This window comes from Mesorhizobium sp. P2_A12 (assembly GCF_056405075.1).
Genome location: NZ_JBFUCU010000027.1, coordinates 23,608 through 41,720 on the forward strand (window position 1 = coordinate 23,608; position 18,113 = coordinate 41,720).

The window sequence follows — 18,113 nt, forward strand, 5'->3', positions numbered from 1 at the left end:
ACCGCCTGTTAAGCCTTTGCCGTTAACCTTTCTTAACAGATCGGCGGTAAGGTTCTGGCCAGAGGGGTTGAGGTCATGAAAGCAGTGCTGCTGCGTTTTCTGAAGGACGAGACCGGCGCCACGGCTGTCGAATATGCCCTGATCATCGGTGTGCTGTCGTTGACCATCATTGGCGGCATCAGCCAGGTCTTCAACGCGATCACCTGGCTGTTCAGCGACAGCAGCAGCAGGCTTGTCAACGCCCTCGGGCCCTGAGGTGGCCGTCCGCGCCTGCGGACCGGATCACTGCCCGTCGGGAGCCTCCAGTATCGTCTTCAGCGAGACCTTGGCCGACCCCGGCTTCAGCGGTTTTTGCTGCGATGCGTCGGGCGCCCAGCCGGACATCCAGACGATCGAGAAACTTGCCCTCACGCGACCATCGGGATCGGAAAACCGCTCGGCGTAGATTTCCGCCGCGCGGGCAAACAGCTTGCGCGAGCCCGGCCGCCGGCTGCGATCGGTGAGCGCACTGGTTTCGCCCATGGCCCGCAGATCCTCCATCAGGCCGAACAGGCTGGCATAGCGCACCGTCACCGTCTCGACGTCGGCGACCGGCAGCGCGAGACCGGCACGCTGCAGAAGCGCACCGGCATCGCGCACGTCGGTGAACGGGATGACACGCGGGCTGGCGCCGCCATAGAGCTCGGTCTCGGCCGCAAGCAGGCTTTCGCGCAACTCGAACAGCGTGCCGGCGCCGGCAAAGGCGCCGAGGAAAAGCCCGTCTGGCCGCAGCGCGCGGCGAATCTGGATCAGCATGCCGGGGATGTCGTTCATCGCCTGCAGCGACAGAAGGGAGACCGCCAGATCGAGGCTTTCCGGTTCGAACGGCATGGTTTCGAGTGGTGCGACCAGGCCGGCACCGCCATTCAGGAAAGCCGGGTCCGTCTCGACGCGGACAATGTCGGCGACCTTGCCGCTCTCGGCGAGCATTTCGGCTGCTGCCGCCGTCTGGCAAAACAGCACCGCTGCCTTGCCGAACCGCCGCTCGACGGCAGCCAGCCGATCGGCAAGATCCTCGGCCGTGCGGCGCATCAGGAAGTCGGCGCCGTCAACGGGATGGGCAAGCGCGCGCCGCTTGTGCGCCAGCCAAAGCGAAATATCCATTATCGGCCGCAACGGGCAAATCCTTGTTTGTCCACGCTCTGAGATAGTTCATATAGTGGCGCGCAGGACCAACCACGTGGCCGATCCGATGCCCAAGATCAAGCCCATCGAGATCAAGAGCCTGGCCCGATCGGCCCTCGGCTGGCCGGCGCGCCTCCTGTTTCCGCCGGTCTGCGCCGGCTGCCGACGGCATGTCTCGCAGCCCGGCGTTCTGTGTGGTGCCTGCTGGCCGAAGCTGCGGCTCCTGGAACGGCCATGGTGCCCGGTGATGGGCACGCCGTTCACCCACCATATGGGCGAGGGCTTTCTGTCCGCCGAGGCGATCGCCGATCCGCCGCCCTTCGAGCGGGCACGGGCCGCCGTCGCCTATTCCGGCGTCGCCCGCCAGATGGTGCAAGGGCTGAAATACCAGGATCGCACCGATCTAGCGCCATGGATGGCGCGCTGGATGGTGCGCGCCGGCGCCGATCTCATCGCCGAGGCGGATGTGGTGGTGCCGGTGCCGCTGCACTGGCGGCGCTTTTTCAGGCGGCGCTTCAACCAGTCGGCGGAGCTGGCGAGGGCGGTCTCCGTGCTGAGCCAATTGCCCTTCGCGCCTTCGGCAGTGCGGCGCGTCAAACTCACCCGCCAGCAGGTAGGGCTGGAGAGGCAGGAGCGTGAGGAAAACGTGCGGGCCGCCTTTCGGGTGCCCGCCGAGGCGGAAATCGAAATTGCCGGCCGCAGGGTGCTTCTGATCGACGACGTCTACACCACAGGCGCCACTGTTCGTGCGGCAACCAAGGCGCTGAAAAGAGGTGGCGCCGGTGCCGTCGACGTGCTGACCTTTGCGCGTGTGTTGCCGGGGGACTTTCGGGCGGACGAGTCCGCGACTATATAAGTCGGCAACGAACAGCGGAAATTCGTCATGGTCGATGTCACCATCTACACCCGCATGATGTGCGGCTATTGCACGGCAGCCAAGCGGCTGCTCGAGCGCAAGGGCGTCGCCTTTACCGAGCACGACGCCTCCTTCTCGCCCGAACTGCGCCAGGAGATGATTTCCCGCGCTCACGGCCGCGCGACCTTTCCGCAGATTTTCATCGGCGATACGCATGTCGGCGGCTGCGACGACCTGCACGAGCTGGAGGCCGAAGGCCGGCTCGACAAAATGCTGGCCAACGGCGCAACGATTTGAGGGATATGGCGATGACTGTTTTCAAGGCCGCTGCGATCCAGATGCGTTCAGGCGAGAGCCCCGAGCGCAACGCTGTCGATCTCGAACGGCTGGTGCGTGAAGCCGCCGGCCAAGGTGCGACCTATATCCAGACGCCGGAAATGACCGGGGCGCTGATCCGCGACAAGGAGGCGCGTGCCGCCTCCTTCACCTCCGAGGACAAGGACATCGTCGTCGCGACCGCGCGCAAACTGGCGAGCGAGCTTGGCGTCTTCCTGCATATTGGCTCGACCGCCATCCTGCGCGCCGACGGCAAGCTCGCCAACCGGGCGCTGCTGTTCGGCCCGGACGGCGCCATGCTTGCCACCTATGACAAGATCCACATGTTCGACGTCGATCTCGACAATGGCGAGAGCTGGCGCGAATCCGCCGCCTACGAGCCGGGCACCGAGGCTGTCGTGACCGAGATCGCGGGAGCGAAACTGGGGTTCGCCGTCTGCTACGATCTGCGCTTTCCGCAATTGTTCCGCGCCGAGGCGCTGGCCGGCGCCGACCTGCTTTCCGTGCCCGCCGCCTTCACCCGCCAGACGGGCGAGGCGCACTGGCATGTGCTGCTCAGGGCACGCGCCATCGAAAACGGCGCCTATGTCGTCGCCGCCGCGCAAGGCGGCCTGCACGAGGACGGCCGCGAGACCTATGGCCATTCGCTGATCGTCGACCCGTGGGGCCGCATCATCGCCGAAACCGCGCATGACGAGCCGGCGGTGATCGTTGCCGAGATCGATCCGGCGCAGTCGGCCGCGGCGCGCAAGAAGATCCCCAATCTCAAGAATGCGCGGGATTTCGCAGTCAATGCAGGCGTGGGCGAGGCGCCTCGTCTCAGGGGTGCGGCCTCTTGATCCGCTTTGCCCTGATTTGCGAGCATGACCACGAATTCGAGGGCTGGTTTCGTAGCAACGACGATTTCGACACGCAGAAGAAGCGCGGCTTCGTCGATTGCCCGAGCTGCGGCTCGCACAAGGTGCAGAAAGCCCTGATGGCGCCGGCCGTCTCCACGGCGCGCAAGCAGGAGACGATAGCGTTCGCCATGGGCGAAGCGCAGAAGCAGGCCCTGGCGCAGCTGAAGGCGATGGCCGAAAAGGTGCGCGAAAATGCCGACTATGTCGGCGACAAGTTCGCCGAGGAAGCGCGCAAGATCCATTTCGGCGAAAGCGATGCACGCGGCATCTATGGCGAGGCGACGCTGGACGAGGCCAAGAGCCTGGCCGAGGACGGCGTCGAGTTCATGCCGATCCCGGTGTTTCCGGACGATCGCAACTGAGTTGCTAGCTCACGCTGCCGATCAATTTCTCAAGCAGACGAGACAGCGTTTCCCGCTCCGCCGGCGTCAGGCTCGCGAGGATCTCGTGCTCGTTGGCAACGTGGGCGCTGACAGCCTCGTCGATCAGCGCGAGGCCCTTTTCGGTCAGCCGCACGACAATGCCGCGCCGATCGTTGGGGTGCGGCCCGCGCAGGATCAATCCGGACGTTTCGAGCCGGTCGAGCCGGTTGGTCATGGCGCCGGACGTCACCATCGTCGCTTCATAGAGAGCGGTCGGCGTCAGCGCGTAGGGTGATCCCGAGCGGCGCAGCGTCGCCAGCACGTCGAACTCCCCGGACTGCAGTCCGTATCGGGCAAAGAGCGGAGCGAGGCGTTCGCGGGCGATCAGCGAAGCGGCCTCGTTCAGCCGCCCGAGCACCGCCATCGGCGAGACATCCAGATCGGGCCGCTCCCGCTTCCATTGCTCGATCGCTCTTGCTGCCCTGTCCAACTGTCTCACCATCATATATCTTGACGTTAAGAATCTTTCCATTATCTTACCTCAAGATGCAATGCCGGCCAAGAGCCGCGCACGACGGGGCTCGATGATGAAATTTCTCTGGGATTCGGCGCTCGGCCTGCTGGTGATCACCGGTGGCCTGCTCGGCCTGACGCTGCCGTTCGGAAAGATCGCCACGGCGTCCGGCGTCTCGGCCATGGTCTGGGCCTTCGTCATCTCGCTCGGCGCTGGCGGCGTGCTGCTGCTCGCCCTGCTGCTGCGCGGCCAGCGCATCCGGCTCACCGCGCACAAATTGCGCTATTTCTTCGTCACCGCGGCGGTGTCCTATGCCGTCCCGAACCTCATGATGTTCTCGGCCATGCCGCATCTCGGCGCCGGCTACACCGGCATCATGTTCACGCTGTCGCCTGTCATCACGCTGGTGTTTTCGATCCTGCTGCGTGTCCGGCGTCCCAATATGCTGGGCATCGTCGGCATCGCCGTCGGCTTCGTCGGCGCGGTCATGGTGGCGGTCACGCGCGGCGAGGCCGGCCAGCCGGCCGATTTGTTCTGGGTGGTGATGGGCCTGCTCATCCCGGTCAGCCTCGCCGCCGGCAACATCTACCGTACGGTGGACTGGCCGGAAGGCACCGGCCCGATCGAGCTTGCCGTTGGCAGCCACCTGGCGTCGGCGGCGATGCTGTTTGTTGGCATTCTCGCCCTGTTCGGCGCCGGGGCCTTCGCCCCGCTTGGCGGCGTGCCGCTGGTCGTCGTCGCGCAGGCCGCGTCGGCGTCGGCGATGTTTGCCTTCTTCTTCCGGCTGCAGTCGGTCGGCGGCCCCGTCTATCTCAGCCAGATCGGCTATGTGGCGGCGGCGGTCGGGCTGTTTGCCGGCACGGTCTTCCTCGGCGAACATTATCAGCTGCTGACCTGGGCTGGCGCTGTCATCATCACGGCCGGCGTCTTCATCACCACCAAGGCACAAAGCCAGAAAGTGTAACCGGCTAGGCCGAGTGGCATCTGCATCACGCCGGCGGCCATGGCTGCCGGGAGCGGGCTCACCTGAATTTGTCTCTGGATTCGCTTTATCTTCTTGTTTGAGCGTGGTCTTTTCCGAAAGCCGTTTCCGCTTCCGGGACATCGAGGAGCCAGCCATGACTGAACCAAAGGTTCCGGAGGGAACTCCTGTCGGCGTCGCGGATTTTCGAGCCGCGATGCGGCTGATCGTCGGCAATGTCAGCGTCATCACTGCAGGTGTCGGCGAGGATCGCTCCGGCCTGGTGGTCATTTCGGTCGTCTCGCTGTCGGCCGAGCCTCCCAAGGTGATCGCCTGCGTCAACCGGTCGTCGTCGACCTGGCCGTTGATCGAACGCTACCGCCATTTCGGCGTCAATTCGCTTGGGCCCCAGCATCAGCGCGTCGCCGAGCGGTTCTCCGGCTTTGGCGGCATCAAGGGCAAGGACCGCTACGAGGGCGCCGAATGGATGACGCTGAAGACCGGAGCTTCATTGCTTTCGGACGCGGTGGCTGCCTTCGACTGCAGCCTCGACGAGATGATCGATCGCGGCACGCATTCCATCGTCATCGGAACGGTCGAGGCCGTGCGCACCCGCGATGCCGGGCAGGCGCTGATCTACTGGCGGGGCGGCTACAGGCCGCTCGACGCCTAGGATGTGTTGATATTCAGGTGATGCCAGCCTGAAAACGGTAGCTTCCTGCGCTTCCGGTGCTCACGTACCCAAAAGTACGCTGCGCTCCGGTTCTCGGACGCCACCATTTTCGACTCGGCCTGACCTGAATCTCAACACACCCCAGAGCAATTCCAGGAAAAGGGCGACCGTTCAGACCGAGCCTTTTTCCGCCAGCACCATATAGTTGACGTCCATGTCCTTGGAGCGGGCCCAGCGGTCGGCGAGCGGATTGTAGGTAACGCCGGTGCGGTCGATGATGCTCAGGCCGGCTCCGCCAAGCGCCTTTTCGAGTTCTTCCGGGCGCACCAGCTTGCCGAATTGGTGGGTGCCGCGCGGCAGCCAGCGCAGCACATATTCGGCGCCGATGATGGCCAGTCCGAGCGCCTTCAGGGTGCGGTTGATGGTGGCCACGAACATGATGCCGCCCGGCCGAACCATTTCGCCGCATTTGCCGACGAACAGGTCGATGTCGGCGACGTGCTCGACCACTTCCATGTTGAGGATGACGTCGAATTTCTCACCGGCATCGGCCAGATCCTCGGCCGTCGTGGCGCGATAGTCGACGCTCACATTGCCCTCGGCCGCGTGCAGCTTCGCCACTTCGATGTTCGTTTCGGAGGCATCCGCTCCGACAACCTCGGCGCCAAGCCGCGCCATCGGCTCGCACAAAAGGCCACCGCCGCAGCCAATGTCGAGGATGCGCAGGCCCTCGAAAGGCCGTGCCGCGCGTGGGTCACGGCCAAAGCGCGTCGCTATCTGGTCGCGGATATAGGAGAGCCGGACCGGATTGAACTTGTGCAGCGGGCGAAACTTGCCGTTCGGATTCCACCATTCGGCGGCAAGAGCGGAAAAGCGTTCCACTTCTCCGGCATCGATCGTCGATCGTCGGGGCTCTGGCATCGGTTGTCTCCTCAAGCGCTAGGAAGTCGGGCGTGGGGCGGCGAATGTCAAGGCAACAATTTTCCCCTGCCGCCAGGGCGACGCATTCTGTCAGGGCATGTCAGTTGCCGGGTGCCGCGGGTGAAACACAATTGGCCAGGCAGGCGAAGGAGAGGGCATCGTTTTAACGTCGAGGGAGTGGACGATGACACCAATGACGGCTTCCATCCTTTGGCGGCGGCTGGACGTGGAAGGCCACGACGCCTGCCTGCTTTCGCCGACCGACGGCGGGCGCAGCCTCAAAGGACAGGCCATCTTCGTCCAGGACGGCCAGCCATGCTGCCTTGCCTATGAGGTGATTTGCGATGCCGGCTGGCGCACTCGATCAGCGCGGGTCGACGGCTTTTCCGGCACGGGTGAGCTGCACTACGCGATCGAACGAGAGTCCAGCGGCCAGTGGATGCTCAACGGCGAAGCCCAACAGGGCGTCGCCGGCCTCGTCGACGTCGATCTTGGCTTCACGCCGGCATCGAATCTGCTGGCGATCCGTCGGTTCAACCTCGGCGTCGGGGAGGCGACGCCCGCCCCGGCCGCCTACCTGACCTTCCCCGAACTCAAGCTGGTCCGCCTCGATCAGACCTACCGGCGTCTCGACACGGTGCGCTATGCCTATGCCGCGCCCATCTTCGGCTATGACGAGGTTCTCGACGTGTCGCTGCACGGCTTCGTTGTCGATTATCTCGGCCTGTGGAGAGCCATCGCACAGCCAGACTGACCGAGCATCCCTGGGGGCAGGCTGATCTGTCCAGAGATGGCGGTTGATCAGGCTTCCTTAACATGAAATTTACGAGGTTGGCGGTTTCCTGACGCACGACCGGGATTCGGCATATAGATTGCCTTTCCTAGAATCGGATGCCTTGGTGCGGATCAAGACCCAGATTATCGCTACTTTGCTGAGCGCAGCAGCCTTGATCGGCCTGGTGGGCGGCATTGCAATAGTCTCCCAGATGTCCCTGACCAGATCCTCCGCACTGGCTGAGGCGACAAGCGTTGCACGGCAACTGGCGGCGGCGATTGCCTTCAAGGCTGCCGATACGCCACGTCCGTTGTTCGAGAGACCCGAGGCGCTGCGTGAATTCGTGACTTCGCAGCACAGCGGCTCGAAACGCGACCTCGTCGTGGTCGATCGCGGCAAGATCATCCTCGCCGACGTTCCGGGTGAAGAACAGAATGTCGGCACAAAGTACGGCCACGATCCCGACAACGAAGTCGGCCATACGCTCGATGACGGCGCGCCGCGCGACTTCGTCGAAAGCAGCGCCGACCTGTCAGAAGCAATCAACCTTGTCGCGGTACCGATCAAGGATGCCCCGGGCAAGAACGTCGGCGCGGTTCTGTTCGAGTACACGCCACTGCTGCGCGCCGCCCAACAGCGCACCAACAACATGCTCTGGCTTGTCGGCCTGAGCACCGCGGCCGCCGTGCTGATATCGACGCTCTCGGCTTTCCTTTTGCTGCGCGGCTTTGGCGCCGGCCTTTCCGGCCTCAACCGCGGCATTGAATCGCTGGCGCGCGGCGACGCCGGGGCGCGCATCGGCCGTACCTCTAACGACGAGTTCGGCCTGTTGGCGCAAGGGTTCGACCGCATGGCATCCGAGCTCGAAGCCTCGCGTGGGCAACTCGTCGAGCAGAAGGCCTATATCGAGGATATCGTCCGTACCGTCGCCGAGGGCATTGCTGTCATCGACGGCAAGGGCCGGATGGTCTCCGTCAATCCGGCAGCCGCCGATATCATCGGCTTGCGCAACGACAAGATCGAGGGGCAGGACTGGCCGTCGGTCCTCGACATAAGGGGATTGTCGGGAAACAGGCTGGCGCAGGGTACATCCCCGATCGAACTGGCGCTGACCACGGGCCGCCGGCATCAGGCCGAGGTGCGGCTGGCAAAGCCTGATGGATCGTATCTGCCGGTGATTGCGAGCTGCAATCCGCTCAATCGCGCCGATGGCGGCATCGTGCTGACGTTGAGCGACATCGGCGAGTTGCGCAGCGCCGAGCGGGCGGTCAGCGATCGCGCCGAGGAACTGTCGACGCTGAACCGCGAACTGAAGGAGACGTCCCAGGCAACGACCCGCCTGGTTAAACTCGGCGAGTTGCTTCAGGCCTGCGTCACCTTCCAGGAGGCGTTTTCCGTCGTCGGCTCGGCCATGCCCGACTTCTTTGGCGGATTGAGCGGAACCGTTCATCTGACCAGCGCCTCGCGCAATCTGGTCGAAGAGATGGCGCATTGGGGCGCGGTCCGTTCGAGCGTTGGCCAATTTGCGCCGGAAGATTGCTGGGCGCTGCGGCGCGGCCAGGAGCATGTTGCCGGCCCCGGCATGCTGACGCCGCGCTGCAACCACATCACCGAGAATGGCGGCCGCGGCTATGTCTGCATGCCTCTGGCGGCACAGGGAGAGACGCTTGGCATCGTGCATCTGTGCGAACCAGACGCGGCCGACAAGCCGGATTGGCTGACCGAGCGGCAGCAGATCCTGCGCGGCGTCGTCGATACGCTGGCGTTGGCGCTGGCCAATTTGCGCCTGCGCGAAACGCTACGGCAACAATCGATCCGTGATCCCAACACCGGGCTCTACAACCGCCGCTATCTCGAGGAAACAAGCAGTCGCGAATTGAGGCGCGTGGAGCGCGCCGAACAGCCCCTGGCGATGATCATGCTAGATGTCGATCACTTCAAGCAGTTCAACGACACGTTCGGCCATGAAGCCGGCGATCTCGTCCTCAAGCAGGTCGCCGCCACGCTGCTCGACCACGCCCGGGACAGTGACGTGGTGTCACGCTATGGCGGCGAGGAATTCGCCCTGATGATGCCGGGAACATCGCTCGCTGATGCCGCCGAGCGCGCCGAGGCGGTGCGCAAGGCGATCAAGCAACTGCATCTGACGCATCGCGGCCGCACGCTCGGAACCATCACCGCCTCGTTCGGCGTGTCCGCCTTCCCGGAACTCGGCGCGTCATGGGTCGAAATCGTCAACGCCGCGGATCGTTCGCTTTATCAGGCAAAGGCGGACGGCCGCGACCGCGTCGTTGCCGGATTGGGCAGGCCCGATCCGCAATGGGACCTTTCCACTGCCAGCCAAAGCGTGGGTTAATTCGACAGAACGAGTTCGGCATGTCCCATGTCGACGCTGGCGGGATCGATGGCGCGCATGGCTTCGCAATCGCCGATCTCGGCCATGATCCGTCCGGCCGCGCCAAGAGCCTGCTCGCGGCTCCGCCAGCGCACCACATCGACCCAGCCGCCATCATCCCGTCGGGCCAGGCATCGGCTTACGAAACCCGGTTGCCGTGCCAGCCAGTCGCTGACCACGCGGTTGCCGGCGGTAAAGCCTGCTTCGGTCCCGGGCTTGAGGCGAAAATTGACGATTTCCAGCGTTTCGGTCATGGTATCTTCTCAACTTGACGCACGCGTCCGCAAGGCGGCGTGCTGTATTAAATAGCCGAACATTGGGCCCGCGGTGTTGGTGCAGGCATCCGCCGGAAAGCGCGCCAGCTATGCTTTTGCGTCCAGCACGTCGCGCAGTTTCGCCGCCAGCTGCTCGATGGTGAACGGCTTGGCCAGGAAGTGCACGTCATGGTCGAGCACGCCGTTGTGGACCACGGCGTTCCTGGTGAAGCCGGTGGTAAAGATCACCTTCAGCTGCGGCATGCGGGCGACCGCTTCCTCCGCAAGCTTGCGGCCGTTCATCACCGGCATGACGATATCGGTGAACAGAAGGGCGATGCCGGGGTTTTCGGCGAGCGCCTGCAGCGCTGCCTGGCCGCTGCCGACATGGATGACGCTGTAGCCGAGTTCGCGCAGGGCATCCGTGGTTGAGGCACGCACGCGTGCATCGTCCTCGACGACAAGGATGGTTTCGGTGACCGGAGCCGTGGGGTTGTCGCCCCGCCCCGTGGAGATGGCAACCTCCTCCTGTCCGAAGAATCGCGGCAAATAGATCTTGATGGTCGTGCCTTCGCCGGGCTCGGAATAGATCTTGACGTGGCCGCCGGACTGTTTGACGAAGCCGTACACTTGGCTCAGCCCCAGGCCCGTGCCCTTGTTGACCGGCTTGGTGGTGAAAAAGGGCTCGAACGCCTTGGCCATGGTGTCGGGCACCATGCCCGAACCGGTGTCGCTGACGGCGACCATCACATACTGGCCGGCTTTGACCTCGGCATGGGTGGCGGCGTAGCTGTCGTCGAGGTGGCTGTTGGCGGTCTCGATGGTCAGCTTGCCGTCGTCGCCCATGGCGTCGCGCGCGTTGACGGCAAGGTTGAGAATGGCGTTCTCGATCTGGCTCGGGTCGGCATGGGTCTTCCACAAGCCTCCCGCCAGCACGGTTTCGATGCGGATAGTTTCGCCGAGCGCCCGCCGAAGCAGGTCGGACATTCCAGTCAGCAGGCGGTTGGTATCGACGATCTGCGGCGCCAGCGGCTGCTGGCGCGAGAAGGCGAGCAGCCTGGCCGTCAGATTTGCCGCCCGGTTTGCCGCGTCGATCGCCGCTTCGATGAATTTTGCGATGTCGTGCTCGCCGCGCTCCAGCTTGCGCTGGGCGAGGTTCATGGCGCTGATGATCACCGCCAACATGTTGTTGAAGTCGTGGGCGATACCGCCTGTCAGCTGACCGACCGCCTCCATCTTCTGCATCTGGCGGATCTGGGATTCAGCTTTTTCGCGTGTCTGGATCTCATTGCCGAGCGCGATGTTCTTGCGCGTCAGCTCATCCTGGGCGACGGCCACTTCGCGGAAGCGGCGTCGGGATTCGCGGATTGTGAAGGTGCCGAGCAGAAAGATCGCCAGCAGTGCCGCCAGCGAGCCGATGCGCAGCCAGGTCTCGACCTGGTCCGTGTGCTCGTCACGCTCGGCGACGGCGGCGGCGTCGATGCGCCGGATCGTGTCCATGCTGGCCCGGATCTCGTCCATGGCGGCCTTGCCCTGGCCGCTGCGGACCATCTCCAGCGCCTTCGCGGCGTCACCCTTGTCGTAGAGGGCGATCGTTTCTGACAGCTCCGCCTGCTTTTGCGAAAGCGCGTCCTTGATGTGACTGACCTGCGGGGCGAGCTGGTCGTCCGAGGCCGTCATGGTGTCGATGCGGGCGAGTTGCCCCGGGATTGCCTCGACCGCCTTCCGATAAGGTTCGAGGTAGGATTTCTCGCCGGTCAGCAGATAGCCGCGCTGGCCGCTCTCGGCATCCTGCGCCAGTGAAAGCAGCCCGGAAAGCAGTTCCTGATATTCGATCGTCTCACGCGCGGCGGCACGATTGGCCCGCTGGCTCTCGACCAGCACGGCGCGCGTGCCGACGATCAGCGCCAGCATCGCGAAGCCGATGAAAAGCGGAAGCGATTGCCATCGGGTGGCGCGTCGAAGACGAGCAATCATCTGTTATGCCGAACCAAATGGGAATTCCCGCGGGCAGCATTTCGTAAGCGGCGGCGGACCGGAACGCAATATGCCATGTTCTTGAGGTCGGCAATCCGCCGCCAGCCTTGCGAAAGCTTCATCATTTGGCTAAGGAGGCCGTGCATTCAGCGGCCGGCATCAGCTGGCCTTCCGCTTTTCGGGATCCCGCTTTTGGGCTGGGTCCGGTATCAGTCAAAGGCATTTCGCTTCCATGGCGCGCATCGTGATGAAATTCGGCGGAACCTCCGTCGCCGACATCGCCCGCATTCGCAATGTGGCGCGTCACGTCAAACGCGAGGTCGACGCCGGCCATGAGGTGGCGGTGGTCGTCTCGGCGATGGCCGGCAAGACCAATGAACTGGTCCAATGGACGCGCGAAGCCTCGCCGATGCACGACGCACGCGAATATGACGCAGTCGTCGCTTCCGGCGAACAGGTCACCGCCGGCCTTCTGGCGATCACACTGCAGAACATGGGCGTGCACGCCCGTTCCTGGCAGGGCTGGCAGATCCCGATCAAGACCGACAATGCGCACGGCGCGGCGCGCATCCTCGACATCGACGGCGCCTTCCTGATCAAGCGTTTCGGCGAGGGCCAGGTCGCGGTGGTCGCCGGCTTCCAGGGCATCGGCCCGGACAATCGCATCGCCACGCTCGGCCGCGGCGGTTCCGACACCAGCGCGGTGGCGATCGCTGCGGCGGTCAAGGCCGATCGTTGCGACATCTACACCGACGTCGACGGGGTCTACACCACCGATCCGCGCATCGAGCCGAAGGCGCGGCGGCTGGCCAAGATCTCGTTCGAGGAAATGCTTGAAATGGCCTCGCTAGGCGCCAAGGTTCTGCAGGTGCGTTCGGTCGAGCTTGCCATGGTGCACAGGGTGCGTACCTTCGTGCGGTCGTCCTTCGACGATCCCGATGCGCCCGGAATGGGGGATTTGCTCAATCCGCCCGGAACGCTCATTTGCGACGAGGAAGAGATCGTGGAACAGCAGGTCGTCACCGGAATTGCCTATGCCAAGGACGAAGCGCAGATTTCGCTGCGCCGTGTCGGCGACCGGCCGGGCGTCGCCGCCGGCATCTTCGGGCCGCTGGCCGAGGCCAACATCAATGTCGACATGATCGTCCAGAACATTTCCGAGGACGGCAAGTTCACCGACATGACCTTCACCGTGCCGTCAGGCGATGTCGACAAGGCGCTGGCGGTGCTCGAGCGCCTGAAAGCCTCGATCGGCTACGATGTCGTGCAATCGGAAGCCGGCATGTCGAAGGTTTCGGTCATCGGCATCGGCATGAGGAGCCATGCCGGCGTCGCCGCCACAGCTTTCAAGGCGCTGGCCGACCGTTCGATCAATATTCGCGCCATCACGACCTCCGAGATCAAGATTTCGATACTGATCGACGGTCCGTACACCGAACTTGCGGTTCGTACTTTGCATTCCGTCTACGGTCTGGATAAGCAGTAGCGAGAACGATTTGAGTTGTTGCGTGTGCGCCGGTCGCAGTGGAAACTGAGGCGGGCAAAATGCCCATTGGAGAAGAAGCCGCGATGCGTGATCAGGCCAGTGGCCCGCGCGTTTTGCTGAAACGGCTCCGCGAGCTCATGCAGGAGCCGCTGGAGCCGCAGGAGCGGCTTGACCGGATCGTGCGCGACATCGCCTCCAACATGGTCGCCGAGGTCTGCTCGCTCTACGTGTTGCGCGCCGATTCGGTGCTCGAACTCTACGCCACCGAAGGTTTGAACCCGAACGCCGTCCACCTGGCGCAGCTACGGCTGGGGCAAGGCCTGGTCGGCACGATCGCGGCCAGCGCGCGGCCGCTCAACCTTTCCAACGCCCAGGAACACCCGGCCTTTGCCTACCTGCCGGAGACCGGGGAAGAGATCTACAATTCCTTCCTTGGCGTGCCGGTGCTGCGGGCAGGGCGCACGCTGGGCGTGCTGGTGGTGCAGAACAAGACGATGCGCCACTACCGCGACGACGAGGTCGAGGCGCTGGAAACCACGGCCATGGTCATCGCCGAGATGATCGCCACCGGCGATCTGGCGCGGTTGACCCGGCCCGGCCTCGAACTCGACCTGCGTCGTCCGGTCAGTTTCACCGGCCTGTCCTTCAACGACGGCGTCGGGCTTGGCCATGTCGTGCTGCACGAGCCGCGCATCGTCGTCACGAATTTGTTCAACGAGGACAGCGAGGAAGAGGTCCGCCGGCTCGAGACCTCACTCGGCTCACTCCGGCTCTCCATCGACGACATGCTGGAACGCCGCGACGTCGCCTTCGAGGGCGAGCATCGCCAGGTCCTGGAAGCCTATCGCATGTTCGCCAACGACCGCGGCTGGGTGCGCCGGCTGGAAGAGGCGATCCGCAACGGCCTGACGGCGGAAGCGGCGGTGGAAAAGGTGCAGAGCGACATGCGTGCCCGCATGCTGCACATGACCGATCCCTATTTGCGCGAGCGGATGAGCGATTTCGACGACCTCGCCAACCGGCTGCTGCGCCAACTGATGGGGCGTGGGCCGGAAGATGTCGCGGCGTCGCTGCCGAAGGACGCCATCATCGTCGCTCGCTCGATGGGAGCCGCCGAGCTGCTCGACTATCCCCGCGACAAGATGCGCGGGCTGGTGCTCGAGGATGGTGCTGCCACCAGCCACGTCGTCATCGTCGCGCGCGCCATGGGCATTCCTGTCGCCGGCCAGATGAAGGGCGCCGTTTCCATGGCGGAAAACGGCGATGCCATCATTGTCGACGGCGAAGAGGGCGTGATCCATTTGCGGCCGCAGCCCGACCTCGAAGCCGCCTATGCCGAAAAGGTGCGTTTCCGGGCGCGCCGGCAAGAGGTCTATCGCGAGCTGCGCAAGAAGCCGTCGACGACGAGGGACGGTGTCCAGGTCGATTTGCTGATGAATGCGGGACTTGCCGTCGACCTGCCGCAGCTTGCCGAGGCAGGTGCGGCCGGCATCGGCCTGTTCCGCACCGAACTGCAGTTCATGGTCGCCTCGACATTTCCCCGCGCCGAGGCCCAGGAAAAGCTTTACCGCGACGTGCTCGAAGCGGCGCGCGGCAAGCCGGTGACCTTCCGCACCATCGACATCGGCGGTGACAAGGTGCTGCCCTATTTCAAGGGTGCGATCCAGGAGGAGAACCCGGCGCTCGGATGGCGGGCTATCCGACTGACGCTCGACCGGCCGGGCCTGCTGCGCACCCAGATCCGCGCTCTGCTCAAGGCCAGCGGCGGACGTGAATTGAAGCTGATGCTGCCGATGGTGACCGAGCTTGGCGAGATCGCCCAGGCGCGCGAGATCATCGACCGCGAGGTGCGGCATCTGTCGCGTTTTGCCCATCATTTGCCGACCAGCCTCAAGCTGGGCGCGATGCTGGAAGTGCCGTCGCTGCTGTTCCAACTCGACGAATTGATGAAAGCGGTCGACTTCGTCTCGGTCGGTTCGAACGATCTGTTCCAGTTCGTCATGGCCGTCGACCGCGGCAACACGCAATTGGCCAACCGGTTCGATACGCTGTCGGCGCCGTTCCTGCGCGTCCTGAAGCAGATCGCCGATGCCGGCATCCGCAACCACACACCGGTAACCCTGTGCGGCGAACTCGCCGGCAAGCCGATCTCGGCGATGGCGCTGATCGGTCTCGGCTTCCGCTCGATCTCGATGTCGCCGGCCTCGATCGGCCCGGTCAAGGCGATGCTGACGGAACTGCCGCTGGATGAGTTGGAGGCATTCTTCGACGACAATCTGATGGCGCCGGCGCAGGGGCTGCCGATGCGGGCGCTGCTGCAGGCCTTTGCCGACGACCGTTCGATCCCATTGTAGCATCCACATCATGGTCAATTTGCCCCGCGATCGTATGGATCAAGTCGTCAAGCGTTTCGAGATGCTCGAAGCGCAGATGTCGGCTGGCCCGGCGCCGGATGCCTATGTGCGGATGGCGTCGGAATACGCCGAGATTCAGGACATGGTGGCCAAGGTCAGGGCGCTGCGCTCGGCCGAGCATGAGCAGGCCGATCTTGAAGCCATGCTTGCCGACAAGGGTACCGATGCCGAAATGCGGGCGCTGGCGGAGGCCGACCTGCCGGAGGTCGAGGAGCGCATCGAGGTGCTGCAGAAGGACATCCAGATCCTGCTGATGCCCAAGGATGCCGCCGACGACAAGAACGCCATTCTCGAAATCCGCGCCGGCACCGGCGGTGACGAGGCCGCGCTTTTCGCCGGCGACCTGTTTCGCATGTATGAGCGCTACGCCGCCGAACGCGGCTGGCGTTTCGAGACGGTGTCGGCCAGCGATGGCGATGCCGGCGGCTACAAGGAAATCATCGCCACGATCTCCGGCAAGGGCGTCTTTGCGCATTTGAAATTCGAATCCGGCGTGCACCGCGTGCAACGCGTGCCGGCGACCGAGGCGAGCGGGCGAATCCACACTTCGGCCGCTACCGTCGCCGTGCTGCCGGAAGCCGAAGAGGTCGACATCGACATCAGGGCCGAGGACATCCGCATCGACACCATGCGCGCCTCAGGCTCGGGCGGCCAGCACGTCAACACCACCGATTCGGCTGTGCGCATCACCCATCTGCCGACCGGCATCATGGTGGTGCAGGCGGAAAAGTCGCAGCATCAGAACAGGGCGAAGGCCATGCAGATCCTGCGCGCCCGCCTCTATGACCTGGAGCGCAGCAAGGCGGATGAGGAACGCTCCGAATCACGCAAGTCCCAGGTCGGCTCCGGCGACCGCTCCGAGCGCATCCGTACCTATAATTTCCCGCAAGGCCGCGTCACCGACCATCGCATCAACCTGACGCTCTACAAGCTCGACCGCGTGATGATGGGCGAACTCGACGAAGTGATCGACGCGCTGATCGCCGATCACCAGTCGAAGCTGCTTGCCGACATCGGCATCGATGGCTGATCGACTGCCCGAGGCGCTGGGGCCGCTGCTGCGGCAGGCGCAGGCTCGGCTTGCGGCTGCAGCCGTCGACAATCCGGCGCTCGATGCGAGGCTGATCGTCGAACATTTTTCCGGCACGACGCGCACGCAGGCGATTGCCGATCCCACACTCAAGATCGACGGAAACGCCATTGCGGCAATTGGTGATGCCTTGAGACGGCGCGCCGGCGGCGAGCCGGTGCATCGCATCCTCGGCTATCGCGAGTTTTATGGTTTACGCCTGTCGTTGTCGCCGGAAACGCTGGAGCCGCGACCGGATACCGAAACGCTGGTCGAGGCGATGCTGCCTTTCGTCAGGGCAGTGGCAGTGCGGGAAGGCGAATGCCGCATCCTCGATCTTGGCACCGGCACCGGCGCCATTGCGTTGGCGCTGCTCAGCGCCGTCCCGGCCGCGATCGCCACCGGGGTCGATATGTCCGCGGGCGCGCTGGCGACGGCGACCCGCAATGCCCGGCAACTGGACCTTGCAGGTCGGTTCACGGCGCTCCAGTCGGACTGGTTCGAAAAAGTTTCCGGCCGGTACCATGTAATTGCCGCAAACCCTCCCTATATACGCTCTGAAGACATTGGAAATCTGCAGGACGAAGTCCGCAATTTCGATCCGCACCTGGCCTTGGATGGTGGCGCGGACGGTCTGAGCCCCTACAGGATCATCGCCGCGGAAGCGGCAGGGTTTTTGGAAGCTGAAAGCAGGATTGCGGTCGAGATCGGCCACACGCAGCACAACGAGGTCTTGGAAATATTCGTCGCAGCCGGCTACCTGCCGGGCGGTGCATTTCAGGATCTTGGTGGAAACGACAGGGTTCTTGTCTTTAAAAGGACAAAGCCTTGACGCAGTGCAAAAAAAGCGCTTGGCAATGCCGGGGAATGCGGCTAGGGTCGCCTTAACCGGATGAGACGAAGCAGGCAGTGCTCTTAGCGATTCGGTTTTCCTTGGAAATAGCTGCCTTCTTGCGCAAACGATGCCCAAGCTTCGTGCGGGAATCGTCCGGCAAGTGATGTAACCGGAACAGGATGGCACGTGGCGCCAACGCAATTGATGCGGGCGAACGCCGGT

At 64.0% G+C, this 18,113-nt stretch carries 18 protein-coding genes; 13 read left to right on the forward strand and 5 right to left on the reverse strand.

What is annotated here, in order from left to right:
- Positions 1–75 precede the first annotated feature (75 nt).
- Positions 76–255: a Flp family type IVb pilin gene (locus AC1DZU_RS32050; protein WP_477290993.1), complete on the forward strand. Its 180-nt coding sequence runs from the start codon at positions 76–78 to the stop codon at positions 253–255.
- A 27-nt stretch (positions 256–282) separates the two neighbouring features.
- Here AC1DZU_RS32050 and AC1DZU_RS32055 read toward each other — a convergent pair whose 3' ends face one another.
- Positions 283–1,155 carry a methyltransferase domain-containing protein gene (locus AC1DZU_RS32055; protein WP_477290995.1) on the reverse strand — a complete coding sequence of 291 codons (873 nt, stop codon included), beginning with the start codon at positions 1,153–1,155 and terminating at the stop codon, positions 283–285.
- 64 nt (positions 1,156–1,219) lie between these two features.
- On the opposite strand from AC1DZU_RS32055, the gene AC1DZU_RS32060 reads away from it, so the two are divergent.
- The 4 genes from AC1DZU_RS32060 to AC1DZU_RS32075 are packed head-to-tail and all read left to right on the forward strand — an operon-like array spanning position 1,220 to position 3,617.
- Positions 1,220–2,020, forward strand: a complete 801-nt coding sequence (locus AC1DZU_RS32060; protein ID WP_477290997.1) for a ComF family protein — start codon at positions 1,220–1,222, stop codon at positions 2,018–2,020.
- Positions 2,021–2,047: 27 nt separating this feature from the next.
- The gene (grxC, locus tag AC1DZU_RS32065) at positions 2,048–2,317 is read left to right on the forward strand and encodes a glutaredoxin 3 (protein ID WP_095084828.1); all 270 of its coding nucleotides are present in this window, start codon (positions 2,048–2,050) and stop codon (positions 2,315–2,317) included.
- Positions 2,318–2,328: 11 nt separating this feature from the next.
- Positions 2,329–3,195, forward strand: a complete 867-nt coding sequence (locus AC1DZU_RS32070) for a carbon-nitrogen hydrolase family protein (RefSeq protein ID WP_477290999.1) — start codon at positions 2,329–2,331, stop codon at positions 3,193–3,195.
- The gene (locus tag AC1DZU_RS32075) at positions 3,192–3,617 is read left to right on the forward strand and encodes a DUF1178 family protein (RefSeq protein WP_477291001.1); all 426 of its coding nucleotides are present in this window, start codon (positions 3,192–3,194) and stop codon (positions 3,615–3,617) included. Before AC1DZU_RS32070 ends, AC1DZU_RS32075 begins: the two co-directional genes overlap by 4 nt.
- A 4-nt stretch (positions 3,618–3,621) precedes the next feature.
- Here AC1DZU_RS32075 and AC1DZU_RS32080 read toward each other — a convergent pair whose 3' ends face one another.
- A complete protein-coding gene (locus AC1DZU_RS32080; protein ID WP_477291003.1) occupies positions 3,622–4,107 on the reverse strand; it encodes a MarR family winged helix-turn-helix transcriptional regulator in 486 nt (161 codons plus the stop codon).
- Between the two features lie 97 nt (positions 4,108–4,204).
- On the opposite strand from AC1DZU_RS32080, the gene AC1DZU_RS32085 reads away from it, so the two are divergent.
- On the forward strand, positions 4,205–5,095 hold the full coding sequence (locus AC1DZU_RS32085) for a DMT family transporter (RefSeq protein ID WP_477291029.1): 891 nt from the start codon (positions 4,205–4,207) through the stop codon (positions 5,093–5,095).
- Between the two features lie 154 nt (positions 5,096–5,249).
- The gene (locus AC1DZU_RS32090) at positions 5,250–5,765 is read left to right on the forward strand and encodes a flavin reductase family protein (protein WP_095085012.1); all 516 of its coding nucleotides are present in this window, start codon (positions 5,250–5,252) and stop codon (positions 5,763–5,765) included.
- A 171-nt stretch (positions 5,766–5,936) separates the two neighbouring features.
- Here AC1DZU_RS32090 and ubiG read toward each other — a convergent pair whose 3' ends face one another.
- The gene (gene ubiG / locus AC1DZU_RS32095; RefSeq protein ID WP_184876309.1) at positions 5,937–6,686 is read right to left on the reverse strand and encodes a bifunctional 2-polyprenyl-6-hydroxyphenol methylase/3-demethylubiquinol 3-O-methyltransferase UbiG; all 750 of its coding nucleotides are present in this window, start codon (positions 6,684–6,686) and stop codon (positions 5,937–5,939) included.
- A 184-nt stretch (positions 6,687–6,870) separates the two neighbouring features.
- On the opposite strand from ubiG, the gene AC1DZU_RS32100 reads away from it, so the two are divergent.
- Together AC1DZU_RS32100 and AC1DZU_RS32105 are read left to right on the forward strand one after the other, a co-directional pair.
- Positions 6,871–7,440 (forward strand): putative glycolipid-binding domain-containing protein, encoded by a 570-nt coding sequence (locus AC1DZU_RS32100; RefSeq protein WP_477291006.1) that lies wholly within the window; start codon positions 6,871–6,873, stop codon positions 7,438–7,440.
- Positions 7,441–7,585: 145 nt separating this feature from the next.
- Positions 7,586–9,817 carry a diguanylate cyclase gene (locus tag AC1DZU_RS32105; protein ID WP_477291008.1) on the forward strand — a complete coding sequence of 744 codons (2,232 nt, stop codon included), beginning with the start codon at positions 7,586–7,588 and terminating at the stop codon, positions 9,815–9,817.
- On the opposite strand, the gene AC1DZU_RS32110 is transcribed toward AC1DZU_RS32105, so the two are convergent.
- Complete coding sequence (locus AC1DZU_RS32110; RefSeq protein WP_095084822.1) at positions 9,814–10,110, reverse strand: antibiotic biosynthesis monooxygenase family protein; 297 nt, start codon at positions 10,108–10,110, stop codon at positions 9,814–9,816. The two genes, AC1DZU_RS32105 and AC1DZU_RS32110, sit on opposite strands and share 4 nt — an antisense overlap.
- A gap of 108 nt (positions 10,111–10,218) precedes the next feature.
- Entirely contained in the window at positions 10,219–12,087 is a 1,869-nt protein-coding gene (locus AC1DZU_RS32115; protein ID WP_477291010.1) for a CHASE3 domain-containing protein, read from the reverse strand.
- Between the two features lie 232 nt (positions 12,088–12,319).
- On the opposite strand from AC1DZU_RS32115, the gene AC1DZU_RS32120 reads away from it, so the two are divergent.
- From AC1DZU_RS32120 to prmC, 4 genes are all read left to right on the forward strand, one after another.
- Complete coding sequence (locus AC1DZU_RS32120) at positions 12,320–13,573, forward strand: aspartate kinase (RefSeq protein WP_095084820.1); 1,254 nt, start codon at positions 12,320–12,322, stop codon at positions 13,571–13,573.
- An 83-nt stretch (positions 13,574–13,656) separates the two neighbouring features.
- Entirely contained in the window at positions 13,657–15,927 is a 2,271-nt protein-coding gene (ptsP, locus tag AC1DZU_RS32125) for a phosphoenolpyruvate--protein phosphotransferase (protein WP_477291031.1), read from the forward strand.
- A gap of 10 nt (positions 15,928–15,937) precedes the next feature.
- Positions 15,938–17,017 (forward strand): peptide chain release factor 1, encoded by a 1,080-nt coding sequence (gene prfA / locus AC1DZU_RS32130; protein WP_477291012.1) that lies wholly within the window; start codon positions 15,938–15,940, stop codon positions 17,015–17,017.
- The gene (prmC, locus tag AC1DZU_RS32135) at positions 17,010–17,888 is read left to right on the forward strand and encodes a peptide chain release factor N(5)-glutamine methyltransferase (protein WP_477291014.1); all 879 of its coding nucleotides are present in this window, start codon (positions 17,010–17,012) and stop codon (positions 17,886–17,888) included. The genes prfA and prmC overlap by 8 nt, the downstream gene beginning before the upstream one ends.
- Positions 17,889–18,113 lie beyond the last annotated feature (225 nt).